This window comes from Arenibacterium sp. CAU 1754 (assembly GCF_054482635.1).
The window spans coordinates 531,820-558,698 of the sequence record NZ_JBTLRG010000002.1 but is presented as its reverse complement, the minus strand read 5'-3'; the positions used below and the strand labels follow the sequence as shown (position 1 = coordinate 558,698).

The window sequence follows — 26,879 nt, the reverse complement described above, 5'->3', positions numbered from 1 at the left end:
GTTGAGCGAGATCTTTTGATGACCATCCATATCGGCGCCGCCCCCGGCGACATTGCAGAAACCGTTTTGTTGCCGGGCGATCCCTATCGCGCAAAATGGGCCGCCGAAACGTTCCTGAGCGACGTTCGCTGTATCAACGAGGTACGCGGGATGCTGGGGTTTACCGGCACCTGGAACGGCAACCGCGTGACAATTCAGGGCAGCGGCATGGGCATGCCGTCGCTGTCGATCTATGTGAACGAGTTGATCCGCGATTACGACGCAAAAACGCTGATCCGGATCGGGTCCTGCGGCGGGATGCAGGACAAGGTCAAGGTACGCGACGTGATCCTTGCCATGACGGCCAGCACCGTCAGCACGCCGTCCCGCGGAATTTTCCGTGAATTGCAGTTCGCGCCCTGTGCCGACTGGTCCCTTTTGCGCCGCGCGGCGCAAGCCGCCGAGGACAAGGGCACGCCGACCCACGTTGGCGGCATCTATTCATCCGATACGTTTTACGACGAACGCCCCGATCTGAATGAGCAGATGACGCGCCATGGCATCCTGGGGGTCGAGATGGAAGCGGCCGAGCTTTATACCCTTGCCGCACGCTTTGGCCGGCGCGCCTTGGCTGTGCTGACCGTCTCCGACCACCTGCTGACGGGCGACGCCCTGCCTTCGGATCAGCGGGAAACAAGCTTTGGCGACATGGTGGAAATCGCGCTGACAGCGGCGTTCGATTAACCCAGACCGTGGGAGCGGTCGTACCCGTTGACGGGTGGTGGCGCCCAGCCGGTGAGCGCGTTTCTGGCCGGTTCAAAGACCTCTACCAGCAGCGGATGACACGCGGCCGCATCACTTGAGTGTTCGGCGCTGCAATCGCCGCCCGGACAGGCGCTCAGGTTTCCGACCAGATCGATCTCGGCAAAAAACTCGATATGATCGCCGGGGCGGACCGGGCTGGCCTTCATGAAATATTGCCCGGTATCGCGGGTGAACCCGGTACACATGAACACGTTCAAAACATCATGCACCAGCGGTTCGGCCTGATCCGGCGTGACGCCCATATAATCGGCCAGGGATCGCGTCAGGTTGGAATGGCAACAATGGTGATACTGCCCGCCGGTCAGCAGGGTGTTGGTGTAAGGGTCACACCGCGTCCCGATGACGTCATGCACGGACCCGCCAAAGTCATCGATCCCGTACCAGCCCAGCGTATCGGCGACAACGGTCGCCATCGGGCGCAGGTATGGAAAGCTGGACCACATCCTGTCTCCGGTTGTTATGTGCGTCCCGTGCAGCGCGCGAGTCTTGCCGGAATAGAACCGCTCCGACAGATCCGCCCGCGCATGCAGGTTCAGATCTCCCACCTGTGGCCCTTCGACCGAGGTGATGCGAAAGAAATGTCCGGCCGGCACATCGAAACAGCGCGCCTCTCGCGGGGGAACAAGGGTTTCACCTGTCTTGCGCGCGGTGACACGCGCCGCCCCATAGAGCGCCAGATCGGGCTGTGGCAGGGTTTCTGGCGGATAGCAGATCACCGGCGCGACAGCGCGGCGGGCATCCGCATCATCAGGGCGTTTCATTGCGACCTCAGAGCGAGCAGGTTCAAAATTGCGATCTGCAATCTTTGGGTGCTTCCCTAGTCACTGTAAAGGCCTTGAACCGGCACGCCGAACCAAAGCCTTTTCGCGGCTTCGGTCTGCGCCACCATCGACCAGCCAGCCCGGGCGCCAAGAATTGATTTTTTCTGAACGGCGGCTGCGCGCGTGATGTGCTCACAGCCACCGAAAGATCTCAGATGGCCTGGTAATAGACCCAGGCCACCGAAGCGCCTTTTTCCACATCTGGCTGTTCAGCGCTGTAGAATTCAGGGGTGTAGTAGGCCCAGCCTTGTTCCAGATCAGCAAGAGCGCTGCGGGCTTTCTTGGTCGAGATTTTTGATTTGTTCATTGGGGGTACCTTTAATTACTCGTCAGGTTGCCTCCCATGACCTGATATATAGTCCCCGTGGCGCGTCGGAACACCTGGCATTATCTGCAACTGCGAAATGCGCTTGACGCAAAGCTGACCAAAGGGAAAGCGCCGCCCCAGCAGGACGGCGCTTCCAATTTCGATACAACGCAGGTCAGACCGTGCGTTCGACCATCATCTTCTTGATTTCTGCAATTGCCTTGGCCGGGTTCAGACCCTTGGGGCAGGTTTTGGTGCAGTTCATGATGGTGTGACACCGATACAGCTTGAACGGGTCTTCCAGACCATCCAGACGCTCGCCCGTGGCCTCGTCACGACTGTCGATGATCCAGCGATAGGCATGCAGCAACGCCGCCGGCCCAAGGTAGCGGTCGCCGTTCCACCAGTAGGATGGGCAGGATGTCGAACAGGATGCGCACATGACGCATTCATAAAGACCATCCAGCTTCTTGCGGTCCTCGATGGACTGCTTCCACTCTTTCGCGGGGCGGTTGGTCTTGGTCTCCAGCCAAGGCATGATGCTCGCGTGCTGAGCATAAAAATGCGTCAAATCCGGGATCAGGTCCTTGACCACCGGCATGTGGGGCAATGGATAGATTTTGACGTCGCCCTTGATCTCATCCAGACCATAGATACAGGCCAGCGTGTTGATCCCGTCGATGTTCATCGCGCAGGACCCACAGATGCCTTCGCGGCAAGACCGGCGGAAGGTGAGCGTCGGGTCGATCTCGTTCTTGATCTTGATCAGCGCGTCCAGAACCATCGGACCGCATTTGTCCATATCGACAAAATAGGTGTCCACGCGCGGGTTCTGCCCATCGTCCGGGTTCCAGCGATAGATCTGGAACTTGCGAACATTGGTTGCGCCATTCGCGTTTGGCCATGTTTTCCCCGTGGTCACGCGGGAGTTCTTGGGCAGGGTCAATTGGACCATCTGTGTCTCCTTGGCTCGGTCGCGCGTCGCGCGCTGTTGCGTTCCTTAGTCAGCCGCCTGTTCCGGGTCGATCCGGGTGGCAAACAGCTGTTGGTTTTCCTTGATCAGGGCGGCGATCTGCCGTCGGGCAGGCCGCGCCATCCCCAATCCGTTCATCTGCCGCATGAACTCCAGCGCGCCGGGGTTCAGGCTTTGGTTCAGGCGGCCTCTCAGAGGGGCCATCACGGCGATATCCGCGCCGCTGATCCCTGCGAATTCCAGCAACTGCTGTCCGGGCCGCTGGCTGTCGGGTTCGTCCTCCAGCCGAAAGAACCGGACCCTGTCTGCGCCCAGACGGGCGGTCAGATCGGCCCGCAACTGCTCCCAGCTGCCGCAATCGCGGGTTTCTTCCAGGAATTCCGCACGCGTGCGCGTGTAGTTGTCGGACTTCACCGCCTGGTTATAGACGCTGGGCTTCCAGCTCTGCATGTCGCGGGTATAGATCACGTAATCCGGCCGGATCGGCGCCAGGTGCCGCTCCAAAAGCGCGATGATCTTCGGCAGGGCCGGGTAGAGCGTGGTCACGCCCGACCGCCCTATCATCGCGCCCGCGATATTCTCGTGGCTGATGATGCAGGTACACTCAACGTCCAGAACCTGATCACGCACCGCCTGAATGGCCGCGATCAGCTTGGCCTCGTGCGTCTCCGGTTCCAGACTATAGAGCGCCGAAACACGCCCCAGCTCGCGGGTGGCAGAGCCTTTGACAGGGGTCAACACCTCAACCCGCCCGCGCAGCGCCTGGCCATTGTTCTGGACAAAGTGGTGGAACGAGGTCGAGCCGGTCTTCTGGGCACCGCAATGCACGATCACCCTCCGATCCGTCCCAATGTCGTTGTGTTCCGCCACTTGTCCGCGCTCCGACCTTAGAACGTCCGCGCCTTGGGCGCGATGGTCTTCAGGCTGATGCCGCCCTGCTCCTCGGTCGTAAGCGGGTCCTTGACCACGTCACGATAGCTCAGGGTGACCTTGTTGCCATCAAGGTGGGCGATCGTGTGCACGCGCCAGTTCTTGTCGTCACGCTCGGAAAAATCTTCGTGCGCGTGGGCGCCGCGGGATTCCTTGCGCGCCTCGGCCCCGGTGATCGTGGCCAGTGCGTTGGGCATCAGGTTGGTTAGTTCCAGCGTTTCCATCAGATCGCTGTTCCAGACCAGGCTGCGGTCAGTAACCTTGAGATCGCCCTGTTTCGCGGCAATGGCGTCCATCTTCTCGACACCCTCGGACAGGGTCTTCGAAGTCCGGAACACGGCGGCGTCGGCCTGCATCGTGCGCTGCATTTCCAGCCGCAATTCTGCGGTCGGGATGGCACCATCGGCATGGCGCAGACCGTCGAACCGGTCGAACGCCTTGTCGATGCTGGGCTGGTTCAGGGTCGGGTTGGACGCCTCGGCGTCCACCACTTTGCCCGCGCGGATCGCCGCGGCGCGGCCAAAGACCACAAGGTCAATAAGCGAGTTCGAGCCTAGGCGGTTGGCCCCGTGAACCGATGCACAGCCTGCCTCGCCCACGGCCATCAGGCCCGAAACGACGGCGTTCGGGTTGTCCTTGGTCGGGTTCAGAACCTCGCCCCAATAGTTGGTCGGGATACCGCCCATGTTGTAATGCACGGTCGGCAGAACCGGGATCGGTTCCTTGGTCACATCGACACCCGCGAAAATCTTGGCCGATTCCGAAATGCCCGGCAGACGTTCGGCCAGCGCCTCGGCCGGCAGATGCGACAGGTTCAGGTGGATGTGGTCGCCATGTTCGCCCACACCGCGACCTTCGCGGATTTCCATGGTCATCGACCGTGACACGTAATCGCGCGGTGCCAGATCCTTGTAGGTCGGGGCATAGCGTTCCATGAACCGCTCGCCCTCTGAGTTGGTCAGATATCCGCCCTCGCCGCGCGCACCTTCTGTGATCAGGCAGCCCGATCCATAGATGCCGGTGGGGTGAAACTGAACGAATTCCATGTCCTGCAGGGCCAGGCCCGCACGGGCCACCATGCCGCCGCCATCACCGGTGCAGGTATGGGCCGATGTCGCGCTGAAATAGGCGCGGCCATATCCGCCCGTGGCCAGAACGACCATCTTGGCGTTGAACACGTGCATTGTGCCATCGTCCAGCTTCCAGCAGACGACACCCTGACAGACACCATCATCCGACATGATCAGGTCGATGGCGAAGTATTCGACGTAGAATTCCGCGTTGTTCTTCAGCGACTGGCCATACAGCGTGTGCAGAATGGCGTGGCCGGTCCGGTCGGCCGCGGCGCAGGTGCGCTGCACCGGGGGGCCTTCACCGAATTCGGTGGTATGCCCGCCAAAGGGACGCTGGTAAATCTTGCCCTCTTCGGTGCGGCTGAACGGAACGCCATAGTGTTCCAGTTCGTAAACCGCCTTGGGGGCCTCGCGCGCCAGATATTCCATCGCGTCGGTGTCACCCAGCCAGTCGGACCCTTTGACCGTGTCATACATATGCCACTGCCAGTTGTCGGGGCCCATGTTGGACAGCGACGCGGCGATGCCGCCCTGCGCCGCAACGGTGTGCGAGCGGGTCGGAAAAACCTTGGTCACGCAAGCAGTCCGCAAGCCCTGTTCAGCCATGCCCAGCGTTGCGCGCAGACCGGCGCCGCCGGCCCCGACCACTACCACGTCATAGTCGTGGGTTTCGTATTCGTAAGAAGCCATTCTTCAGCGTCTCCCGTTCGGAGTTAAAGCGCAATGCGCGCGATGGCGAAAACACCAGTCGCTGCTGCGGCATAGGACAGGCAGATCATCGCGATGATCAAAACTTTCTGCATGGTTCCGTGAACATAGTCCTCGATCAGAACCTGCACACCGTCCTTGAAGTGCATGAAGCCGACAACGATGGTCAGCGCCGCCACGATAGCCGGGAAAGGACGTTCGAAATAGGCGATCACGTCGGCATGCGGTTCGCCCAGCATCGGACCAAATGTGAACAGAAACAGCGGGATCAGCACCAACAGGGCGACCGAGCTGACCTTCATGGCCCAGAAATGTGCAACCCCGGATTTGGCCGAGCCCATGCCGACGGCACGTTTGCGATCAGTCAGGTAACGCATGTGTCCGTCTCCTCTCAGGAAATTACAAGCAGGGTCAGCGCCGTAAGCAGGACAGACCCGCCCAGAACCGCATAGCCCAGTTTTTCAGCTGTCGGCAGATCAAGCCCGACCGCGTTGTCCCAGATCAGGTGCCGGATACCTGCCAGAGTGTGATACCACAGACCCAGCAGGGACAGCGACATGATCACGTCCCCGAACCAGCTGGTGATCCAGCCATCCGCGATGGCGTAGTACTCAGGCGATGTTGAGGCTGCCAGAAACCACCAGACGATCAGAAGGGCGGCCAACAACATGGCATTGCCTGTGATACGTGTCAGGATGGACGTGATCGACGTCAACTGTGGACGGTAGATCGACAGATGCGGCGAAAGCGGGCGATTGCCCCGATTGACATCGGCCATGGTGGCTCCTTTTCCGGTTGGCTGAGGATGTTATTAAAGCTTTTTTCCATCCTGTCACGGGTTGAGCACCAAAATAGGCGCGGTTTTTTGGCGCGATTTGCGCGAAATCCGGTTATGTGATCACATGACCACAAGGCGTGATCACATTACAGCGCTAACACAATCCCGTTGGAAATGCGCAGGTTGATATTACCAAATCGTTCAGGAGAAATCCGAATCCCGCATTCAGTGTTCCTTGTCTGCCCGTGTGGTCACATATCCGAAATTTCCGTTCTTCAATCCGCGCGCGCTGTTTGTTGCGTCACTTCCCGCAGGAGTTTTTTCCTGATGCGGTCGGGATAGTCCTTATAATCGCCCGCGGTCACAACAAACGCGCCCTCGCCCACGATCACGTTTTCATAGAAATAGCCCGTTAAATCGGGTTCGCTGGCTTCGATCGCTATGGCGTTCACGACGATACCAGCCATTTTAAGTTGTCCGCGCACCTCGCCCGGCGGGATACCTTCGTTGGACAGCCCATCCCCCGAAAGATCGATTAGCAGGCGTTCGCAATGGGACACGGCCGGGAACTGGTTCATCGTATGCACCAGCGCCTCGCCGATGGCGGTCGAGTAATTGCGCCACAGCCGGGGGTCCTGTTCGATGCGGTCGGCCAGCGTATCCAGTGCCGTAAAACTTTCGATCCGGGTCCAGGGGATGGTGACGCTGGCCCGGGTTGTCCCAGTCCATTGCACCAACAGCACCTGCGCCTGTGCGCGCACCAACGCTTCGGAAACCAGGGGATCCCGCAGCGCAGTGGCCAGCCCGTACATCTGGATCCGGTATTCACCGGCATCGACCGAGCCGGACACATCGACCGCGAGCGCAAGCGCGAGGTCGCAGGCCAGTGCCGGGCCAGTCAGGCAGGTGGAGAAAAAGGACAGCAGCCATCGCATGCGACAACCTTAGCAACAGAGGCCCGGTTGTCCCATCACGTTGCGGTCAGATCAGACCGGCATCAGCGCCCAATAGTCCAGGTCCAGCAGGACCTCGGGGAGGTATTTACCATCCTCGCCCCTGAGATTGAACGGATCGCCGCCCTTGGTCGCCACAAGGCGCAGGCGAATGGCGCCAACGCCCGGGGCCGACGTTTCGGCCTTGTCCAGAACCTCGGACCACGCTTTGACCGTATCACCCGAGAAACAGGGGTTCGCGTGCGCGCCCGCGTTCAACCCGACGATCATCTGCGCATTCGCCAGACCGTTGAAGGACAGCGCGCGCGCCATCGAAATCACGTGCCCCCCATAAATCAGGCGCTGGCCGTCAGGGCGGAAGGTCGCATCGAAATGCACCTTGGCCGTGTTTTGCCACAGGCGCGTAGCGATCATGTGTTCGGCCTCTTCGATGGTGACACCATCGACGTGGTCGATCTGTTCACCGACTTCATAATCGCCCCAGCGATGCGCCTCGCCCGCAAGATCGAAATCGTAATTGGTGAAATCCAGCCCTTCGGGAATGACCAGTTGATCGGCGGCCACGGCCTTGGCCAGGTCCGGCACAACCGTGTCCGGCGCAGGTGCATCCAGGTTGTTCTTGCGCACCATCACCCAGCGGCAATATTCCATCACCGCCTCGTCACGCTGGTTCATGCCGCGCGTGCGCACATAGACCACGCCGGTTTTCCCGTTCGAGTTTTGCTTGAGCCCGATGACCTCGGATTCCGACCGCAATGTATCGCCCGGGTAAACCGGTTTCAGCCAACGGCCTTCGCCATAGCCAAGGTTGGCAACCGCGTTCAGCGATACGTCCGGAACGGTTTTGCCAAAAACAACGTGGAACGCGGCCAGATCGTCAATCGGGCTGGCGGGCAGGCCGCTGGCCTGTGCAAACGCATCCGAAGAATAGAGCGCGTGACGCGCAGGGTAGAGCGCATGATACAGCGCCCGTTCGCCCCCCGACACGGTGCGCGGCACCGCATGTTTCAGAACCTGACCCACAGAGTAATCTTCGAAAAACCGGCCCGGATTGGTCTTGGCCATTTACTGTTCTCCCAGTTTCATGTCGGGGCTGTAGTCGCCCGAAATCTGTTTCGTCACGGCCTGCCCACAGCGCATCACACCGCGGGCCGCGTCAAAGGCATAGGTGGGCGGCCCGTGCAGGACCCACCCCTTGGCCAGCGCATCGCTGACCTTGTGGCAAAAGGCCGAGGTGTCGTCCTCGGTCAGGAAGCGATAGATCGTATTCATGACGGGAACGGCCAGACGCCCAGCCCGATATGAATGCCGGCCACGACCGCAAAAACGACGGCCGTGATGACGGCCAGAACGGCGATCTTGCGGCTCGGCGCCTTGGGCGGCGGGGTCCAGTCGGGTTCGGCCTTGTTGATGACGATCAATTCGACCACGGCCCAGGCCATCATGCCGCCAAACAGGATGATCGACGCCAGATCACCGTTCACCAGAAGGTGCGCCAGCGCCCAGATTTTTACGGCTGTCAGTTGCGGGTGCCGAATGCGGGTGGCCGGCCAGACCTTGCCGCCCTTGATCTCGCTCGATCCGAAGACCCAGACCGCAAACAGCATCAGCGTATTGTTGATATGCACCATGAAGGATGGCGGCGCCCAGACGTGGATGAAGTCGGCCCAGCGGTACCCCAGCACCATCAGCACGAGAGAGGCAAACAGGACCAGGGCCACCAGACCCTTGCCCGCGTCGCCCATCGCGGCGCGGCGTTCGGGCATCACCCGCTTGAAAAGGTGTGCGGCAAACCACAGCGCAATGCCCAGTACGAGAAGAATCATCTCAGCCCCCAAAGAATGTGAAAGATTTTCACATACACCTTATTCTGACAGTTGGGAAATCATCTCGGCCTTGGCCAGAATTTCGCGGGCGGTGGCCACGTGCAGGTTCTCGACGATCTTGCCATCGACAACGGCAACGCCCTGCCCTGCCGCTTCGGTTTCCTCGAACGCGGCGATCTGGCGGCGGGCCAGGTCGATTTCCGCCTCGGACGGGGCAAAGGCGGTATTGGTCACGGTCACCTGCGCCGGATGGATCAGCGTCTTGCCATCGAACCCCATGTCGCGCCCCTGCGCACATTCAATCGCCAGTCCTTCGTCGTCCTTGTAGGCGTTATAGACACCATCCACGATCACGACGCCTTCGGCCTTGGCCGCCAGCAGGCACAGGCCCAGCGCGGTTATCATCGGTTCGCGATCCGCGCGGAACCGCGTTTGCAGTTCCTTGGCCAGATCGTTGGTCCCCATCACCATGCCCTGCAGTTTCGGGTGCGCCGCGATTTCGGCGGCATGCAACATGCCGCGCGGGGTTTCCATCATTGCCCAGATTGGCATATCGCCGGTGATCGTGCCCAATTCCTCGACATGCGCCGCCCGATCGACCTTGGGCAGCAGCACGGCATCGGCGTCCATATCGCGCACAGCCTCGGCATCGGCGCGGCCCCATTCGGTATCCAGCCCGTTGATTCGGACGATTTTCAGGCGCTGACCATATCCACCCTCACTCAGCGCGGCTTTCAGCGTTTCGCGCGCGTTGTTTTTTTCGTCCGGCGTCACCGCGTCTTCGAGATCAAAAATGATGGCATCGACCGGCAGGCCACGGGCCTTGTCCAACGCGCGTTCCTTGGACGCGGGAATATAAAGGACTGAGCGATAGGGGCGGCTGCGCGGGTCCATCTTGATCTCCTGAGTTATATTGTTGCGCGGAAAGGGCCATTATTTTGCGGAAAATTCAAGGCCAAAATCGCCGCGACGCAGCATTACCACGGTGACGCCTCGGGAGACCGGCTGCGCGCACGACACATTAACCATTCTTAAGCATCTGCTTGGCAGTGTTTTTGCTGTCGAACCCGAACAGGACGGCCGCCTTGGCTGGGCCACCAAATACGCGGGCAGCGGTTTCGATACCTGAAGGCACTGGGCCGTCCGGCCGGCGCACCGGGAAACCGGCGGGCCTGACCGGGCGGGCGGCCCCAGACGAAAAGGCAAACCCCATGATGAAGACAATGTTCAAAATGACGATGGGCCTAGGAATCATGGCGCTGGCGGCCACTCAGGTTTCAGCGCAACAGGCCCGCAACTGCGCCCCGCGCGACGTTGTGGTTCAGCGGCTTGCGGACGGATATGGCGAAACACGCCAGAGCCTCGGGTTGGGCGAACAAGGCGCTATGGTCGAAGTGTTCGCCTCGACCGAAACCGGCACCTGGACGATTACAGTGACCACCGCCAACGGCTTGACCTGTCTTGTCGCGTCTGGCCAGTCCTTTGAAACCCTGGCCGAGGCGCTGCCGCCGCAGGGCAAAGACGCCTGAACACCGGCCTAGCCTGACGCCCGAAAACTGTTTGGGCGTCAGGTCAAAGCATCCCAGATCAGTTTGCATCCAGTGACGCCCAGCAGAACATAAGTTACGCCAAAATAAAGCCGCTCGGGGATGCGCCGATGGGCCACAACGCCCAGCCACGCGCCGACCAGGGCAAAAGGGGCCAGCGCCAGATTGGCGGTGGCCGTTGTGGTCGTGAACATGCCCAGCAGTGCATAAGGTATGAACTTGGCGATGTTGATTGCCCAAAAGGTCAAAACCGTCGTGGCCTGGTACCGGGTTTTGTCCAGGCCTTGTGACAACAGGTATACGGCCACGGGCGGGCCGCCCGCGTGACTGACAAAGCTGGTGAACCCCGCCGCCAACCCGGCCGCAGCGCCCGCGCCGGTGGGCAGGCGTCGGGACAGTGGACGGATCAGCCCACCCCGTTGCGCCAGTTGCCAGCCCACAAAGGCGATGCAGATCACCCCGATCATCAGTCGAAACACATCCGGATCTGTCTGTTTATAAAGCCAGGCACCAAGAACCACGCCGGGTAAAGCCCCTAGGATCAAAATCCGCGCTTCCGGCCAGCTCCATTTTTTCCAATAGGGGCGGAGAGTTGCGAAATCGATCAGCATCAGGAGCGGCAACATCACCGCCAACGCCACCCCCGGATCGAAGAAAACCGCCAGAATCGACGCCGACGCAAAGGCCGCCCCCGAGCCAAAACCGCCCTTCGAGATGCCCGCGAACATCGCTGCCGGGGCTGCAACTGCGAAAAATGCCCAGTCCAATTCCAACATGCTGACGCCCCGTAACCCGTTCAGGTAGCACCGGTTTAGCCCAAAGGGCGGCACGTTGACAGCGCCCTTGACACTGCATGCCGCAACGCAGAACTCTTGCGCGCAGCGGCGTAAGGCACTAGGCAACGCGCAAATTTCATCGGACCGGAGAAAAATCCAATGGCCAGACCCAAAATCGCGCTGATCGGCGCAGGTCAAATCGGCGGCACCCTTGCCCATCTCGCTGCGATCAAAGAACTCGGCGATGTAGTCCTGTTTGATATTGCCGAAGGAACACCCGAAGGCAAAGCGCTCGACATTGCGGAATCGGGCCCCTCGGAAGGGTTTGACGCGACGCTGAAAGGCACCCAAAGCTATGCCGACATCGCAGGTGCGGACGTCTGCATCGTCACCGCCGGTGTTCCCCGCAAACCGGGGATGAGCCGCGACGACCTGCTGGGCATCAACCTTAAGGTCATGAAATCGGTCGGCGAAGGCATCCGTGACCACGCCCCGAACGCATTCGTCATCTGTATCACCAACCCGCTGGACGCAATGGTCTGGGCCCTGCGTGAATTTTCGGGTCTGCCGCATGAGAAGGTTTGCGGCATGGCCGGCGTTCTGGACAGCGCCCGTTTCCGCCACTTCCTGGCGACTGAATTCAACGTTTCCATGCGCGACGTCACCGCGTTTGTTCTGGGCGGTCACGGCGACACGATGGTCCCGCTGGCGCGCTATTCGACCGTTGCCGGCATCCCCCTGCCCGACCTGGTCGACATGGGTTGGACCACGCAGGAAAAGATGGACAGCATCATTCAGCGCACCCGTGATGGCGGCGCCGAGATCGTTGGCCTGCTGAAAACCGGCAGCGCGTTCTATGCGCCCGCCACCAGCGCCATCGAAATGGCTGAGGCCTATCTGAAAGACCAGAAACGTGTTCTGCCCTGTGCCGCCTATGTTGACGGTGCCCTGGGTCTGAAAGGCATGTATGTGGGCGTGCCCACCATCATCGGCGCCGGCGGCATCGAACGTGTCATCGACATCAAGATGACCAAGGACGAACAGGCAATGTTCGACAGTTCGGTCAACGCGGTCAAAGGACTGGTCGAGGCGTGCAAAGGCATCGACAGCTCGCTAGCCTGAGCCCGAGACTTGTAATTGCAAATTCGAAGAGAGCGTCCCAATCGGGGCGCTCTTTTTCGATGAAGCGAACGGCGCTGCCCGACCTGTCAACCACTCCGGGAATCGCTCACCGCCATTGGATCGATGCAGGAAATCGCCGATCTCCAAGCATTTGCGCAAGTTTGTGATCACACTTTTTAAGACCGTGATCACAAATGTCGTTTTTTGTTCAAAAACACTCCCCCGATGCAAAAAACTGGTTTAACTGCGTATAAACCGGGTCCGTATACCCACACTTAAACGCAGTTAGACGGGACAGCTTTTATGAACATCCACGAATATCAGGCAAAAGCCCTGCTTCGCAGCTATGGCGCTCCGGTTTCGGACGGGCGTGTCGTGCTCAAGGCCGAAGACGCCAAAACCGCCGCCGGCGAACTGGACGGCCCTCTGTGGGTGGTCAAGGCCCAAATCCACGCCGGTGGACGCGGCAAGGGCAAGTTCAAAGAGGCTGACGCCGGCGACAAAGGCGGTGTGCGCCTGACCAAATCGGTCGAGGAAGCCGCCCAGGAAGCCAAGAAAATGCTGGGCCGCACCCTGGTCACGCACCAGACCGGCCCTGTCGGCAAACAGGTCAACCGCATCTACATCGAAGACGGCAGCGGTATTGAAACCGAACTGTACCTCGCCCTGCTGGTCGACCGTCAGACCAGCCGCGTCAGCTTTGTCTGCTCGACCGAGGGCGGCATGGATATCGAAGAGGTCGCCGCCAGCACGCCGGATAAAATCCTGTCGTTCAGCGTCGATCCCGCGACCGGGTACCAGGGGTTCCACGGCCGCCGCATCGCATTCTCTCTGGGTCTGAAAGGTCCGCAGGTCAAACAATGCGTTGCCCTGATGGGTCAGCTTTACAAGGCCTTCATCGAAAAAGACATGGAGATGCTGGAAATCAACCCTCTGATCGTGACCGATGCTGGCAACCTCAAGGTGCTGGATGCCAAGGTTTCCTTTGATGGCAACGCCGTCTACCGCCACGCCGATGTGGCAGAACTGCGCGACACCACCGAAGAAGACCCCAAGGAACTGGAAGCGTCGAAATACGACCTGAACTATATCGCTCTGGACGGTGAAATCGGCTGCATGGTGAACGGCGCCGGTCTGGCCATGGCGACCATGGACATCATCAAACTTTACGGTGCCGAGCCTGCCAACTTCCTCGACGTGGGCGGCGGTGCAACCAAGGAAAAAGTGACCGAAGCGTTCAAGATTATCACCTCGGACCCGAACGTAAAAGGCATCTTGGTGAACATCTTTGGCGGCATCATGCGCTGTGACGTCATCGCCGAGGGCGTCGTCGCCGCGGTGAAAGAAGTTGGCCTGCAGGTTCCGCTGGTTGTGCGCCTTGAGGGCACCAACGTCGAAGCGGGCAAGGAGATCATCAACACATCCGGCCTGGACGTGATTGCCGCCGACAACCTGTCGGATGGCGCCGAAAAGATCGTGAAAGCGGTCAAAGGTTAATCGTAGGGTGGGTGAGACACCCCACCTTTCCCTATGAACAGATTTTAAGGAGTACGCCAAAATGGCAGTCCTCATCGACGAAAACACCAAAGTCATCTGTCAGGGCCTCACCGGCTCGCAGGGGACATTCCACACCGAACAGGCCATCGCCTATGGCACCAAGATGGTCGGCGGTGTGACCCCCGGCAAAGGTGGCCAGAAACATCTGGACCTGCCGGTTTTCAACTCGGTCCACGAGGCCAAACATGTAACCGAAGCCAACGCATCGGTGATCTATGTGCCGCCCCCCTTTGCCGCAGACTCGATCCTCGAAGCAATCGACGCCGAAATGGAACTGATCGTCTGCATCACCGAAGGCATCCCGGTTCTGGACATGATGAAGGTCAAGCGCGCGCTGGAGGGGTCCAAATCCCGCCTGATCGGCCCGAACTGCCCCGGTGTCATCACACCTGACGCCTGCAAGATCGGCATCATGCCCGGCCACATCCACAAACGTGGGTCGGTCGGCGTCGTGTCCCGCTCGGGCACCCTGACGTATGAGGCGGTGAAACAGACCTCTGACATCGGTCTGGGTCAGTCCTCGGCCGTTGGTATCGGTGGTGACCCGATCAAGGGCACCGAACATATCGACGTCCTGGACATGTTCCTGGACGACGACGAAACCCAGTCGATCATCATGATCGGCGAAATCGGTGGCTCCGCCGAAGAAGAAGCCGCCGAATTCCTGGCCGAGCAACGCAAAAAAGGCCGCTGGAAACCAACCGCTGGCTTTATCGCCGGGCGCACGGCGCCTCCGGGCCGTCGCATGGGCCACGCCGGTGCCATCGTCGCCGGTGGCAAAGGTGGTGCCGAGGACAAGATCGAAGCGATGAAATCCGCTGGTATCATTGTCGCCGACAGCCCGGCGGGTCTGGGCGAGGCGGTTCTGGAGGCAATTGGGTGATCGCGACTTCGAAGCGCGAAAGGCGTTTCGAAACGCCTTGCTACGCGAATTCCAGTTCGCGTGGCCGCGCCGCCCAGCGGCGCGGCAAAGGGCCTTTGATGGCCCTATCCCTTTTTCTCTTTTCAGCCGGAATAGCGTTCGGTTCCAACACAGCGCAGGCGCAGGTCGCGCTCAGCTTGCCTGAAAACGGATTGCCCGCTGTGCCCGCCGAACGGGCGGTTGCGTTGTTCGATGCTATCTGCGGAAAGTCTTTGCCAAATTTCGCCAAGGCAAAACGTATCGCAGCCACCAATGGGCTGACGCAATCCGCGGCTGGTGGCGCCGTACACAGCACTCGGGATAACCTTGCATTTCGGCTGGAAGCCGGACCCGGGGTGGGGAAATCCTGCGTTCTGATCTTTGAAACCAAATCCAAAGAGCGAGCGATCCTGCGAGCCTTGAAGGCTCTTAATTCCGGCAATACTCTCGCTAAGAGAAACGGCGACATGCACGGGCTCTATCAGGGCCGACCTGCAGTCTTTTTCGAAACGGGCCCGCTCCGTCTGCCCGGCGTCCAACTTCACATCCTGACAATGTGGTCCGAAAGGTAATCCCATGACCGACCAATCCCCCAACGACCAGTTCCACGCCTCCTCCTTTATGCAGGGGCATAATGCGGAGTATCTGGAGCAGTTATATGCCCAGTTCGCCAATGATCCCAATGCGGTCGACGCGGCATGGGCCGAGTTTTTCCGACAATTGGGCGATGCCGAACTGGACGTCAAAGCCGAGGCACAGGGCCCCAGTTGGGCCCGCACCGATTGGCCGCCCCAGCCGGGCGACGACCTGACCGCCGCGCTGACCGGCGAATGGGCCGCCCCCGTTGAGGAGACCAAGGCCGCTGGCAAAAAGATTGCCGCCAAGGCCGCCGCTGCGGGCACCGAGGTTTCCGAAGAACAGGTCAAGCGGGCCGTTCTTGATTCCATCCGGGCACTGATGCTGATCCGGGCTTATCGTATCCGGGGCCATCTGGTGGCTGACCTTGATCCGCTGGGCATGCGCGACCAGACCCCCCACCCCGAGCTTGATCCAAAGACATACGGCTTTACTGAGGCCGACATGGATCGCCCGATCTTCATCGATAATGTCCTGGGTCTGCAGCTCGCCTCGATGCGCCAGATCATCGAGATCGTCAAACGCACCTATTGCGGCACTTTTGCGCTGCAGTACATGCACATTTCCAACCCGGAAGAGGCCGGTTGGCTGAAAGAGCGGATCGAGGGTTTTGGCAAGGAAATCGCCTTTACCCGCGAGGGGCGCAAAGCGATCCTGAACAAGATGGTCGAGGCCGAAGGGTTCGAAAAGTTTCTGCATGTGAAATACATGGGCACCAAACGTTTTGGCCTTGATGGCGGCGAAAGCCTGATCCCCGCCATGGAGCAGATCATCAAACGCGGTGGCGCGCTGGGTCTGAAAGAGATCGTGATCGGCATGCCCCACCGCGGCCGTCTGAGCGTTCTGGCCAATGTGATGGGCAAACCCTATCGCGCCATTTTCAACGAATTTCAGGGCGGCAGCTTCAAACCCGAGGATGTGGATGGTTCGGGCGACGTGAAATACCACCTCGGTGCCAGTTCCGACCGGGAATTTGACGGCAACGTCGTGCACCTGTCCCTGACCGCGAACCCCAGCCACCTCGAGGCCGTGAACCCCGTCGTTCTGGGCAAGGCCCGCGCCAAGCAGGATCAGTTGAACGATGCCGACCGCACACAGGTGCTGCCCATTCTTTTGCACGGGGACGCGGCCTTTGCCGGTCAGGGAGTCGTTGCCGAAGGCTTTGGCCTGTCGGGTCTGAAAGGGCACAAAACCGGCGGGACGATGCACATCATCGTGAACAACCAGATCGGGTTCACCACCGCGCCGCATTTCTCACGCTCGTCCCCCTATCCGACGGACATCGCGCTGATGGTCGAGGCCCCGATTTTCCACGTGAACGGGGACGACCCCGAGGCGGTTGTACACGCCGCCAAGGTGGCCACCGAATTCCGTCAGAAATTCCACAAGGACGTGGTCATCGACATCTTCTGCTATCGCCGGTTCGGCCATAACGAAGGCGACGAGCCCATGTTCACCAACCCGGTGATGTACAAGCGGATCAAGACGCACAAAACCACGCTCAGCCTATATACCGAGCGTCTGGTTCAGGATGGACTGATCCCCGAGGGCGAGATCGAGGATATGAAGGCCGCGTTCCAGTCGCACCTGAACGAAGAGTTCGAGGCCGGCAAGGATTACAAACCCAACAAGGCTGATTGGCTGGATGGGCGCTGGTCGCATCTGGACAAGAACAAAGAGGACTATGTGCGCGGCACGACCGAAATCGCCCCGGAAACGATGAGCGAAGTCGGCGATGCGCTGACCCGTGTCCCCGACGGTTTCCCGATGCACCGAACGGTCGGTCGCCTGCTGGATGCCAAGAAAGAGATGTTCACGTCAGGAAACGGATTTGACTGGGCCACCGGCGAATCACTGGCCTTCGGCTCGCTTCTGACCGAGGGCTATCCCGTGCGGCTGGCCGGTCAGGATGCCGCCCGCGGCACATTCAGCCAGCGCCATTCGGCCGTGATCAATCAGGAAACTGAAGAACGCTATTTCCCGCTGAACAATATCCGCGCGGGTCAGGCCCAGTACGATGTCATCGATTCGATGCTGTCGGAATACGCCGTGCTCGGGTTCGAATATGGCTACTCCCTGGCGGAACCCAACGCGCTGGTCCTGTGGGAGGCACAGTTTGGCGATTTCGCCAACGGTGCGCAGATCATGTTCGACCAATTCATCAGCTCGGGCGAAAGCAAATGGCTGCGCATGTCTGGTCTTGTGGTGCTGCTGCCCCACGGGTTCGAAGGGCAAGGCCCCGAACACTCCTCCGCCCGTCTGGAGCGGTTCCTGCAGATGTGCGGTCAGGACAACTGGATCGTGGCCAACTGCACGACCCCGGCCAACTATTTCCACATCCTGCGCCGCCAGATTCATCGCAGTTTCCGCAAGCCGCTCATTCTGATGACGCCCAAGTCGCTGTTGCGTCACAAGCTGGCGATCAGCTCGACGGAAGATTTCACAACCGGGTCCAGCTTCCACCGGGTTCTGTGGGACGATGCGGAAAAGGGCAATTCGGATACCAAGCTGGTCGCCGACAAAAAGATCAAGCGCGTCGTGATGTGTTCGGGCAAGGTCTATTACGACCTGCTGGAAGAGCGTGACGCCCGCGGCATCGACGACATCTATCTGCTGCGTGTCGAACAGTTCTACCCGTTCCCGGCCATCAGCCTGGTCAAGGAACTGGAACGCTTCAAGGGCGCGGAAATGGTCTGGTGCCAGGAAGAGCCAAAGAACCAGGGGGCCTGGACGTTCATCGAACCCAACATCGAATGGGTCCTCAACCGCATCGGCGCAAAACATCAGCGCCCGGCTTACGTGGGCCGCGCCACATCGGCGTCTCCCGCAACCGGCCTGGCAAGTCAGCACAAAGCACAACAATCAGCCCTCGTGAACGATGCGCTGACCATCGAAGGAAAGTAAGTCATGACAATCGAAGTCCGTGTCCCGACTTTGGGGGAATCCGTCACCGAAGCCACCGTTGCCACCTGGTTCAAGAAACCCGGCGATGCGGTCGCGGTGGATGAAATGCTGTGCGAACTGGAAACCGACAAGGTCACCGTCGAAGTGCCCAGCCCATCTGCCGGCACGATGGGTGAAATCGTCGCCGCCGAAGGCGAGACCGTGGGCGTTGATGCCCTGCTGGCAACCATTTCGGAAAGTGGCGAAGCCGCCGCACCGGCACCGGCCAAATCGGCGCCGGCTGCCAAAGCCGCCTCCACAGCCGCCGCTGAAGGTGGCGCAAGCACCGACGTCATGGTCCCCACCCTGGGTGAATCCGTGACCGAGGCGACGGTGTCCAGCTGGTTCAAATCCGTCGGCGACAGCGTCGCGCAGGACGAAATGCTGTGCGAGCTGGAAACCGACAAGGTCAGCGTCGAGGTTCCGGCCCCGGCCGCTGGCATTCTGACCGAAATCACCGCTCCCGAGGGCACCACCGTCGATGCCTCTGCCAAGCTGGGCGTAATTTCCGGTTCAGGTGCGGCGGCCGCTCCGGCAGCTCCGGCTGAGGCCCCGGCCCCTGCGGCGGCCCCCGCGACCGGTGGCAAGGACGTCGCCAATGCCCCGTCGGCTGAAAAGGCGATGGCTGAATCCGGTCTGACCGCCGATCAGGTCACCGGAACCGGCCGCGATGGACGCATCATGAAAAGCGACGTTCAGGCCGCTGTCGCCGCCGGCAAAACGCAAACGGCCGCGTCCCCCGCCCCGGCAGCTGCCGCGCCGCGCGCTCCGGTCCCCGCCGATGACGCCGCCCGCGAGGAACGGGTCAAGATGACCCGCCTGCGCCAGACCATCGCCCGCCGTCTGAAGGACAGCCAGAACACGGCCGCGATGCTGACCACCTATAACGAGGTGGACATGACCGAGGTCATGGCCCTGCGCAGCCAGTACAAGGACCAGTTCGAAAAGAAGCATGGCGTGCGCCTCGGCTTCATGTCCTTCTTCACCAAGGCCTGCTGCCACGCCCTGAAAGAGGTGCCCGAGGTCAACGCCGAAATCGACGGCACCGACATCGTCTACAAGAACTTTGTCCACATGGGCGTCGCTGCGGGCACCCCTACGGGCCTTGTGGTTCCGGTCATCCGCGACGCGGATTCGATGTCCTTCGCCGACATTGAAAAGGCGATTGCCGAAAAAGGCCGCCGCGCCCGCGATGGCAAACTGTCGATGGCGGAAATGCAGGGCGGCACCTTCACCATCTCGAATGGCGGCGTCTATGGCTCGCTGATGTCCTCGCCCATCCTGAACCCGCCACAATCGGGCATTCTGGGCATGCATAAAATTCAGGACCGCCCCATGGCCATCAATGGCCAGGTCGTGATCCGCCCAATGATGTACCTCGCGCTGTCCTACGATCACCGCATCGTCGACGGCAAAGGCGCTGTGACCTTCCTCGTGCGGGTCAAAGAGGCGCTGGAGGACCCGCGCCGGTTGCTGATGGATCTTTGATGGTCAATCCGTTGATCCAACTGGCGAGGGAACCGCGCTGGCTCGCCTTCGGTTTTGGCCTTATCGGGCTATTATTGAAGGCGGGGTTTGCGCCCTTCATTGCTTTTGGCGGTCAAGGCGGCTGGCCTTCCTTGAAGTCGCTCGCCGAACTCAATCAGGCTAACCCCTATTTTGTGCCGCTGGCTCTTGGCGTCTTTCTGGCCGCAAAGAACAGGCCGGCGGCGTTCTGGCTGTTCGCGCTTGCCGCGGTCTATCGGGTGGACGACGTCATCCGGATCTTCAGCCCGTCCTTTCACTACAGTGCGGGCTTCCAGTTTTTTGGCTACGCCTACAGGATCGTTGACATCGCGGCTCCCTTCGCCGCCGCGGTCTTTGCGGCGAAAGCCTTCCCTCCCTTCCGGCAAGCAGGTGGGCATGCATCAAACCCGTTGCAGCTTGGCCTTTTTGGCGCGCTCTTGTTCGCGCTGGTAATTTACTGGTTCCAGCCGCCGACCCTGATCGAAAGGGTCATTGAACGCGGCGGCTCAACGCTGGGAAATCTTGCGTTGCTTCGGTGGACGCTTCAGCCCACACTCGTCGCGTTGACGCTGGCCATTCTGGCCGCGCGACAGCGTTCGACAGCGGTTAGCTGGATCTCGGCAGTTGCCATGCTGCTGCTGCTCAACCCCATGCTCGCCAATATCAATCTGGTTGGCAGATTTGGCTTTGGCGCCGCGAACTTGGGCCTTTGGTCCTGTGCCGTTGCGGCAGCTGCGGCGCTGGCCCTTAGCATCCAGATCGGGCAGAAGGCCCAGGTCCAGTCATGACCCCCGAACTCACCGCCCTCGCCCTCGCCGGTCTGTTGCAGGCCGTCCAGTTCTGCCTGTTCTCGGTCTCGGCCAATCTGCAGGTCGGCCCCAAGGTTGCCCTTGGCCCCCGGGACAAGCCGGTCCACCTGACCGGTCTCGCGGGCCGGATGCAGCGGGCGATGAACAACCATTTCGAAGGCCTGATCCTGTTTGGCATCGCCTGCACCGTGATCACGCTTTCAAATCAGTCCACCCCACTCACAACCGGATGCGCCTGGACCTATCTGGGTGCGCGGGTCCTCTACGTGCCTGCTTATGCGTTTGGTCTCACCCCGTGGCGTTCGCTCATCTGGTCTGTTGGATTTCTCGCCACCGTCGTCATGCTTGGGGCGGCGTTAATCTGATGTTTCCTCTTTCCCAAAATATCCCGGGGGAGTCGCGAAAGCGACGGGGGCAGCGCCCCCAGCCCGGCCCAAACAAAGGACAGAACAATGGCTAATTACGACGTCATCATCATCGGTTCCGGCCCCGGCGGCTATGTCTGCGCCATCCGCTGCGCTCAACTGGGCCTCAAAGTGGCCTGCGTTGAAGGGCGCGAAACGCTCGGCGGCACCTGCCTGAACGTGGGCTGCATCCCGTCCAAGGCCTTGCTGCATGCCTCGCATATGCTGCACGAGGCCGAACACAACTTTGCCGCCATGGGACTCAAGGGCAAATCGCCCTCGGTCGACTGGAAACAGATGCTGTCCTACAAGGACGATACCATTGCCCAGAACACCAAGGGCATCGAATTCCTGTTCAAAAAGAACAAGGTCGACTGGATCAAAGGCTGGGGCAGCATCCCCGAGCCGGGCAAGGTCAAGGTCGGTGACGACGTGCACGAGGCCAAGAACATTATCATCGCCACAGGGTCCGAGCCGTCCTCGCTCCCCGGTGTGGACGTCGATGAAAAGGTTGTCGTCACATCCACCGGCGCACTGGAACTGGGCAAGGTCCCCAAAAAGATGATCGTCATCGGCGCCGGTGTCATTGGTCTTGAACTGGGCAGCGTCTATTCGCGTCTCGGGGCCGAGGTGACGGTTGTCGAATTCCTCGATGCGATCACTCCCGGCATGGATGGCGAGGTACAAAAGACCTTCCAACGCACGCTCAAGAAACAGGGGCTGACCTTTGTGACGGGTGCTGCAGTTCAAAAGACCGAAGCCACGAAAACCAAGGCCAAGGTCACCTACAAGCTGCGCAAGGACGACAGTGAACATGTGATCGATGCGGATGTCGTTCTGGTCGCCACCGGGCGTAAACCCTATGTCGACGGTCTGGGTCTGGACGGTCTGGGCATCGAAATGACCCAACGCGGTCAGGTCAACGTGGGCAAGGACTGGCAGACCAATGTCAAAGGCATTTATGCCATCGGCGACTGCATCGAAGGCCCGATGCTGGCCCACAAGGCCGAGGACGAAGGCATGGCCGTGGCCGAGGTTGTCGCGGGCAAGCATGGCCACGTGAACTATGGCGTGATCCCGGGTGTGATCTATACCCACCCTGAGGTGGCCAATGTCGGCGCGACCGAAGAACAACTCAAGGAACAGGGCCACGCCTACAAGGTCGGCAAGTTCTCCTTCATGGGCAATGGCCGGGCAAAGGCGAACTTTGCCGCGGATGGGTTCGTGAAAATCATCGCAGACAAGGAAACCGACCGCATCCTGGGCGCACATATCATCGGCCCTGCGGCGGGTGAGCTGATCCATGAGATCTGTGTCGCGATGGAGTTCGGCGCTTCGGCTGAGGATCTGGCCCTGACCTGCCACGCGCATCCCACCTATTCCGAGGCCGTACGCGAGGCAGCGCTGGCCTGTGGCGACGGCCCGATCCACAGCTGATCAAACCGCACCGAAACAAGGAACAGGCGCGCCGGAATGGCGTGCCTGTTTCGTTTCTTGCATGCGCAAACCGGCTGCGCCTGCGGCTACCACATGGTGTCGGCCGCCCGCGCGCCCCAAGCCTGATCATAGGCGGCGCCGCCCTCATCCCCGTCTGTCATCTCGGACAAAATTTCCCCCACCGTGGGCAAGTCCGCAGGTGGCGGAACCCCCGCCCATGTCCCGGCGCGCATCAGGGCGCGGGCGCATTGTGTATAGATCTCAGCGATGGTAATCACGATCACGGTCGCCGGTCGGCGCCCGTTCCTGTCGAACCGGGCACGCAGGTTTTCATCCGCGGTCAGACGCGCGGTGCCGTTGATGCGAACGGCCGTGTTTGATCCCGGAACCAGAAAAATCAGCGATACCCGCCCGTCCGTCACGATGTTGCGCAGCGAATCCAGACGGTTGTTGCCGCGCCAGTCGGGCATGGCGAGGGTACCGGGGTCGAGCTCGGTCACAACCGGGCCGTCATCGCCCCGGGGGCTGCCGTCGGTGCCGCCCTCGCCCACCGTCGTCAGCACGCAAAAGCGCGAGGCCATGATCCATTTGCGATAAAGCGGCGTCATGCGCCGTGCGACCTTGCGCAGGGCGGGGGCGCCCGGCTGACCATAAAGCGCTTTCAGCGCGGTTATGTCGTCAATGAACTCCATCCGGATCAAACCCCGCTTCGCGCATCAATTCATCCGACCGCGTTTCCACACGTTTTTCCAGTTCGGCCATGAAGGCGTCGCGCGACAACCCGGCGGCGATCGGCTCCATGAACTCGACCACGGCCAATCCCGGCTTGCGCATGATCCCGGTGCGGGGCCAGAAGACGCCGACATTGGTGGCCACGGGCACGCAGATTTCGTTCAGTTCGGCATAAAGAACACCGCTGCCTGCCTTATAGGGTTTCTTGACCCCCGGCGCGACGCGGGTGCCTTGCGAATAGATAATCAACTGACCGGGATCGGTGAACTCGGCGGCCACATCCTTGACCATCTTGGCGATGGCGGCGCCACGTTTGCCCCGGTTCACGGGGACACAACCCAGCCGTTTGGCGTAAATGCCAATGATCGGGGTCCACAAAAGCTCTCGCTTCATGATGAATTTTCCGCGTGGCACCGCGTTGAATATCATCATGATATCGAGGAAAGACTGATGTTTGGCCGCGACCAGTACCTCGCCCGTGGGGGGCGTTCCGCGCACCTCGGTCCGGAGTCCGACCATCCAGCGCGCCGTCCAGAACACCCAGCGGCAATAGAACTTGCAAGCGGCAAAGGCGCCGTTGCGCGATATCAGGGCATAAGGGGCAAAGATCACCCCGATGACCACCATGGCCAGGTACATCTGGACAACGAAAACCAGTGAGCGCAGCCATTGAATTGCCTGTCCCATCAGCGCAGCTCCCCCAACCGCCGGTGGGCCGAATACCATGTGGCCAGAAAGGCCACCGCCGCGCCCATGATCGGGATCAGGATGGGCAGCAACCATCCGGCCCCCCGGAACCCCAGGCCGGTCAGAAACCCGCCCTCGTCCGATGCCGCCGGAAGCAGTGCCACGCCGATTACCCCGAACACCATGCCGACACCTGCACCAATCAGCGCCCGCAGCGTGAAGCGACGCACAAAAGCCTGCGCGATATAGCGATCCCGCGCGCCGACAAGCCGCAAAACCTCGATCACCTGAGCATTTGCCGCGAGGGCCGCATTGGCCGCCAGGGTGATCATTGCGGCCGTGGCCCCGCCGATCAGCAGGATGGAGAAAAGGCCCAAACGGCGCAAGCTGTTGGCCGCATCGACAAGCGGGCGACGCCAGCGGGTGTGATCGTCCAGAACGGCGCCGGGCACTTCGGCGGTGAGCCGCAGGCGCAGGCCGGCGGCGTCCATGCCGTTTTCATCCTCGATCACCTCGATCAACTGGGGCACCGGCAGATCGTCGAGCGGCAGGTCGGTCCCGAACCACGGTGCCAGCAGGTTACGCTGCTCTTCCGAACTGAGCGCGCGGGCGCTGGCGATGCCCGGTGTCTGGCGCAACAGTTTCAACGCCGCTTCGGTCTGGGCAGCGCGCTGGTCTGCCGGGGCGCTGATGCGCAGCGTGGCGCTGCGGGCAAGTTCGTCGGACCAGCGATTGGCCAGACGCCCCGACGCCATCGACAGCGCCAGCGCAAACACCGCCAGAAAGGCCATCGCCCCGGAAACGAACAGGGTCAGCTGGGCGGTGAAGCCACTGGGCGGGACAACCCGGTCGGCCTGGGCATCGCCCGTGAACAGGGCGCGAATGTTTCCTTTGCTCATAGATCGGCCCCCGCAAGTTGCAGCCGCTGGTTCGAAATGCGCAGAACCCGTGCCTGCACCTGGCTTTTGGCGGCCCGGATGAGGGCCAGATCATGGCTGGCGACCAGGACCGTCTTGCCCATCTTGTTCAATTCGACCAGCAACTGAAGCAGGCGTTGGGACATTTCCCAATCGACGTTGCCCGTCGGTTCATCCGCCAGAACCACGTCGGGCGACATGATGACCGCGCGGGCAAGCGCGGCGCGCTGCCGCTCACCGCCCGAAAGTTCGGGTGGCAGTGCATCCGCGCGCCCCGACAGGCCGACCCAGTTCATCAATTCGTTCAGATTCTGGTTTTCCTGGGCCAGGTCGCGCCCCGACACGGTCAGCGGCAGGGCGATATTGTCGGCAAGCGGAAGATGGTCGAGAAACCGGCAATCCTGATGCACGACACCGATGCGGCGGCGCATCATGGCCATCTGGTCCCGGTCCAGGCTGCGCATGTCAGTTTCAAAGACACGCACCTGACCGCTGGTCGGAAGGAGTGCGCCGTAACACAGTTTCAGCAATGTGGTCTTGCCCGATCCTGACGGCCCCGTCAGAAAATGAAACGACCCGGGCGACAGGCGCACCGACACATCGCTAAGCAGCGCACCACCGCCATAGCTGTAACCAACATTGTCCAGATCAATCACGGAAGTCCCTCGAAATACAGTTGCCTTGTGCCCGACCACAGGTTCAGATTCAATGCCCAGACGCAACGGTGTATTGCCTTTATGCAACCCTGGACGATTGTCCCTTTGCGGAATGCACATCTATGCGTATGATTGCACAAAACAAAACAGCAGGCAGCATACAGGACCGGGAGCAGCAAATGCGTATCTCTTGCCCCAATTGCGGAGCACAATACGAGGTTCCGACCGAGGTCATCCCCTCCGAAGGACGCGACGTTCAGTGTTCCAATTGTGGTGACACGTGGTTTCAAGCACATCCTGACAACATTCCTGACACCCCGATGCCAACCCGATCGGCCCCGCAGGACGATGTGGAAACGTCACCTGCCGATACCGAAGATCACGACGATCACCTGTCAGACCCCATGCCGGAACCCGAGCCAGAGCCCGAACCGGAACCGGATTACGAGCCGGAACCCGAACCCGAGTACGAGCCCGAAGAGGATTACACCCCCGAGCCGGAAGACATTCCCGAGCCCGAGGAACAGCCCGAGGGATTGGTCCAGCGCGAACTGGACCCGTCGGTCGCCGACATCCTGCGCGAAGAGGCCGAGCACGAAGCGCGCCTGCGCGCAGGCGAGGTCGGGGGGCTGGAGAGCCAGGGAGACCTCGGACTGGACGAGGCCGCCGGCGACGAGGCCGCCCGCCGGTCACGCGAAGCCCAGGAACGCATGGCTCGGATGCGCGGCGAAGCCGCGGATACCGCGGAACCCGAGGCGCTGCCAGAGTCGCGCGGCGGCTTGTTGCCCGATATCGAAGAAATCAATTCGACCCTGCGTGCCGAAGGCGAGGCCTCGGTAGCGCAGAACGCGATGAGCATGGGCGCCGAAGAAATCGAACCGCGCGGTGGCGGGTTTTCACGTGGATTCGGCCTGATCATCCTGCTGACGGTCATTCTGATCCTGATCTACATGAACGCGGCCACGATCATCGAAATGGTTCCGGCGCTTGAGCCGGTGATTTCATCCTATGTGGCAATGATCGACCAGGGGCGTGTCTGGCTGGAATCCAAGATCAGCGGTTTCATTCCCAAGTAA

At 60.8% G+C, this 26,879-nt stretch carries 29 protein-coding genes; 12 read left to right on the top strand and 17 right to left on the bottom strand.

The window, feature by feature from the left end; genetic code table 11:
* The first annotated feature begins 18 nt into the window (after positions 1 to 18).
* Positions 19 to 723: a purine-nucleoside phosphorylase gene (deoD, locus tag ACXYMO_RS09480; protein WP_458878454.1), complete on the top strand. Its 705-nt coding sequence runs from the start codon at positions 19 to 21 to the stop codon at positions 721 to 723.
* On the opposite strand, the gene ACXYMO_RS09475 is transcribed toward deoD, so the two are convergent.
* The 12 genes from ACXYMO_RS09475 to ACXYMO_RS09420 form a co-directional block, all read right to left on the bottom strand.
* Positions 720 to 1,565, bottom strand: a complete 846-nt coding sequence (locus ACXYMO_RS09475) for an urea carboxylase-associated family protein (protein WP_458878453.1) — start codon at positions 1,563 to 1,565, stop codon at positions 720 to 722. The two genes, deoD and ACXYMO_RS09475, sit on opposite strands and share 4 nt — an antisense overlap.
* 211 nt (positions 1,566 to 1,776) lie before the next feature.
* Positions 1,777 to 1,932 (bottom strand): hypothetical protein, encoded by a 156-nt coding sequence (locus ACXYMO_RS09470; RefSeq protein ID WP_458878452.1) that lies wholly within the window; start codon positions 1,930 to 1,932, stop codon positions 1,777 to 1,779.
* A gap of 175 nt (positions 1,933 to 2,107) precedes the next feature.
* Positions 2,108 to 2,887 carry a succinate dehydrogenase iron-sulfur subunit gene (locus ACXYMO_RS09465; protein ID WP_458878451.1) on the bottom strand — a complete coding sequence of 260 codons (780 nt, stop codon included), beginning with the start codon at positions 2,885 to 2,887 and terminating at the stop codon, positions 2,108 to 2,110.
* A 45-nt stretch (positions 2,888 to 2,932) separates the two neighbouring features.
* The gene (locus ACXYMO_RS09460) at positions 2,933 to 3,775 is read right to left on the bottom strand and encodes a hypothetical protein (protein ID WP_458878450.1); all 843 of its coding nucleotides are present in this window, start codon (positions 3,773 to 3,775) and stop codon (positions 2,933 to 2,935) included.
* A gap of 17 nt (positions 3,776 to 3,792) precedes the next feature.
* Positions 3,793 to 5,598, bottom strand: coding sequence for a succinate dehydrogenase flavoprotein subunit (gene sdhA / locus ACXYMO_RS09455; protein WP_458878449.1), 1,806 nt, complete (start codon positions 5,596 to 5,598; stop codon positions 3,793 to 3,795).
* A gap of 23 nt (positions 5,599 to 5,621) precedes the next feature.
* The gene (sdhD, locus tag ACXYMO_RS09450) at positions 5,622 to 5,993 is read right to left on the bottom strand and encodes a succinate dehydrogenase, hydrophobic membrane anchor protein (protein ID WP_458878448.1); all 372 of its coding nucleotides are present in this window, start codon (positions 5,991 to 5,993) and stop codon (positions 5,622 to 5,624) included.
* A gap of 14 nt (positions 5,994 to 6,007) precedes the next feature.
* Entirely contained in the window at positions 6,008 to 6,394 is a 387-nt protein-coding gene (gene sdhC / locus ACXYMO_RS09445; protein ID WP_458878447.1) for a succinate dehydrogenase, cytochrome b556 subunit, read from the bottom strand.
* A 275-nt stretch (positions 6,395 to 6,669) separates the two neighbouring features.
* Positions 6,670 to 7,329: a DUF1194 domain-containing protein gene (locus ACXYMO_RS09440; RefSeq protein WP_458878446.1), complete on the bottom strand. Its 660-nt coding sequence runs from the start codon at positions 7,327 to 7,329 to the stop codon at positions 6,670 to 6,672.
* A gap of 51 nt (positions 7,330 to 7,380) precedes the next feature.
* A complete protein-coding gene (locus ACXYMO_RS09435; RefSeq protein WP_458878445.1) occupies positions 7,381 to 8,412 on the bottom strand; it encodes a MaoC family dehydratase in 1,032 nt (343 codons plus the stop codon).
* Positions 8,413 to 8,619 (bottom strand): DUF1737 domain-containing protein, encoded by a 207-nt coding sequence (locus ACXYMO_RS09430; protein ID WP_458878444.1) that lies wholly within the window; start codon positions 8,617 to 8,619, stop codon positions 8,413 to 8,415.
* Positions 8,616 to 9,173: an NnrU family protein gene (locus ACXYMO_RS09425; protein WP_458878443.1), complete on the bottom strand. Its 558-nt coding sequence runs from the start codon at positions 9,171 to 9,173 to the stop codon at positions 8,616 to 8,618. The genes ACXYMO_RS09430 and ACXYMO_RS09425 overlap by 4 nt, the downstream gene beginning before the upstream one ends.
* Before the next feature lie 39 nt (positions 9,174 to 9,212).
* On the bottom strand, positions 9,213 to 10,067 hold the full coding sequence (locus ACXYMO_RS09420; protein ID WP_458878442.1) for an HpcH/HpaI aldolase/citrate lyase family protein: 855 nt from the start codon (positions 10,065 to 10,067) through the stop codon (positions 9,213 to 9,215).
* Between the two features lie 317 nt (positions 10,068 to 10,384).
* Here ACXYMO_RS09420 and ACXYMO_RS09415 point away from each other — a divergent pair, with 317 nt between their 5' ends.
* Complete coding sequence (locus tag ACXYMO_RS09415; RefSeq protein WP_458878441.1) at positions 10,385 to 10,702, top strand: hypothetical protein; 318 nt, start codon at positions 10,385 to 10,387, stop codon at positions 10,700 to 10,702.
* Positions 10,703 to 10,740: 38 nt separating this feature from the next.
* Here the strand turns inward: ACXYMO_RS09415 and ACXYMO_RS09410 are convergent, their stop codons facing one another.
* Positions 10,741 to 11,496 (bottom strand): sulfite exporter TauE/SafE family protein, encoded by a 756-nt coding sequence (locus tag ACXYMO_RS09410; protein ID WP_458878440.1) that lies wholly within the window; start codon positions 11,494 to 11,496, stop codon positions 10,741 to 10,743.
* A 159-nt stretch (positions 11,497 to 11,655) separates the two neighbouring features.
* Between ACXYMO_RS09410 and mdh the strand changes: the two genes are divergently transcribed.
* From mdh to lpdA, 9 genes are all read left to right on the top strand, one after another.
* On the top strand, positions 11,656 to 12,618 hold the full coding sequence (gene mdh, locus ACXYMO_RS09405) for a malate dehydrogenase (RefSeq protein ID WP_458878439.1): 963 nt from the start codon (positions 11,656 to 11,658) through the stop codon (positions 12,616 to 12,618).
* 303 nt (positions 12,619 to 12,921) lie between these two features.
* Complete coding sequence (gene sucC, locus ACXYMO_RS09400) at positions 12,922 to 14,115, top strand: ADP-forming succinate--CoA ligase subunit beta (protein ID WP_458878438.1); 1,194 nt, start codon at positions 12,922 to 12,924, stop codon at positions 14,113 to 14,115.
* Between the two features lie 61 nt (positions 14,116 to 14,176).
* Entirely contained in the window at positions 14,177 to 15,058 is an 882-nt protein-coding gene (sucD, locus tag ACXYMO_RS09395) for a succinate--CoA ligase subunit alpha (protein ID WP_458878437.1), read from the top strand.
* Entirely contained in the window at positions 15,055 to 15,648 is a 594-nt protein-coding gene (locus ACXYMO_RS09390) for a hypothetical protein (protein ID WP_458878436.1), read from the top strand. The genes sucD and ACXYMO_RS09390 overlap by 4 nt, the downstream gene beginning before the upstream one ends.
* A 4-nt stretch (positions 15,649 to 15,652) precedes the next feature.
* A complete protein-coding gene (locus ACXYMO_RS09385; RefSeq protein WP_458878435.1) occupies positions 15,653 to 18,616 on the top strand; it encodes a 2-oxoglutarate dehydrogenase E1 component in 2,964 nt (987 codons plus the stop codon).
* A 3-nt stretch (positions 18,617 to 18,619) separates the two neighbouring features.
* On the top strand, positions 18,620 to 20,143 hold the full coding sequence (odhB, locus tag ACXYMO_RS09380) for a 2-oxoglutarate dehydrogenase complex dihydrolipoyllysine-residue succinyltransferase (RefSeq protein ID WP_458878434.1): 1,524 nt from the start codon (positions 18,620 to 18,622) through the stop codon (positions 20,141 to 20,143).
* A complete protein-coding gene (locus ACXYMO_RS09375) occupies positions 20,143 to 20,949 on the top strand; it encodes a hypothetical protein (protein WP_458878433.1) in 807 nt (268 codons plus the stop codon). The genes odhB and ACXYMO_RS09375 overlap by 1 nt, the downstream gene beginning before the upstream one ends.
* Positions 20,946 to 21,335 (top strand): MAPEG family protein, encoded by a 390-nt coding sequence (locus ACXYMO_RS09370; protein WP_458878432.1) that lies wholly within the window; start codon positions 20,946 to 20,948, stop codon positions 21,333 to 21,335. Before ACXYMO_RS09375 ends, ACXYMO_RS09370 begins: the two co-directional genes overlap by 4 nt.
* 87 nt (positions 21,336 to 21,422) lie before the next feature.
* The gene (gene lpdA / locus ACXYMO_RS09365) at positions 21,423 to 22,811 is read left to right on the top strand and encodes a dihydrolipoyl dehydrogenase (protein WP_458878431.1); all 1,389 of its coding nucleotides are present in this window, start codon (positions 21,423 to 21,425) and stop codon (positions 22,809 to 22,811) included.
* A gap of 86 nt (positions 22,812 to 22,897) precedes the next feature.
* Here the strand turns inward: lpdA and ACXYMO_RS09360 are convergent, their stop codons facing one another.
* From ACXYMO_RS09360 to ACXYMO_RS09345, 4 genes are read right to left on the bottom strand one after another with little or no spacing between them, the layout of a single operon-like run.
* Positions 22,898 to 23,503 carry a pyridoxamine 5'-phosphate oxidase family protein gene (locus tag ACXYMO_RS09360; RefSeq protein WP_458878430.1) on the bottom strand — a complete coding sequence of 202 codons (606 nt, stop codon included), beginning with the start codon at positions 23,501 to 23,503 and terminating at the stop codon, positions 22,898 to 22,900.
* Positions 23,490 to 24,230, bottom strand: a complete 741-nt coding sequence (locus ACXYMO_RS09355; protein WP_458878429.1) for a lysophospholipid acyltransferase family protein — start codon at positions 24,228 to 24,230, stop codon at positions 23,490 to 23,492. The genes ACXYMO_RS09360 and ACXYMO_RS09355 overlap by 14 nt, the downstream gene beginning before the upstream one ends.
* On the bottom strand, positions 24,230 to 25,129 hold the full coding sequence (locus tag ACXYMO_RS09350) for a cell division protein FtsX (RefSeq protein ID WP_458878428.1): 900 nt from the start codon (positions 25,127 to 25,129) through the stop codon (positions 24,230 to 24,232). The genes ACXYMO_RS09355 and ACXYMO_RS09350 overlap by 1 nt, the downstream gene beginning before the upstream one ends.
* Positions 25,126 to 25,803: a cell division ATP-binding protein FtsE gene (locus ACXYMO_RS09345; protein WP_458878427.1), complete on the bottom strand. Its 678-nt coding sequence runs from the start codon at positions 25,801 to 25,803 to the stop codon at positions 25,126 to 25,128. The genes ACXYMO_RS09350 and ACXYMO_RS09345 overlap by 4 nt, the downstream gene beginning before the upstream one ends.
* 122 nt (positions 25,804 to 25,925) lie before the next feature.
* Between ACXYMO_RS09345 and ACXYMO_RS09340 the strand changes: the two genes are divergently transcribed.
* Positions 25,926 to 26,879 carry a zinc-ribbon domain-containing protein gene (locus ACXYMO_RS09340; RefSeq protein WP_458878426.1) on the top strand — a complete coding sequence of 318 codons (954 nt, stop codon included), beginning with the start codon at positions 25,926 to 25,928 and terminating at the stop codon, positions 26,877 to 26,879.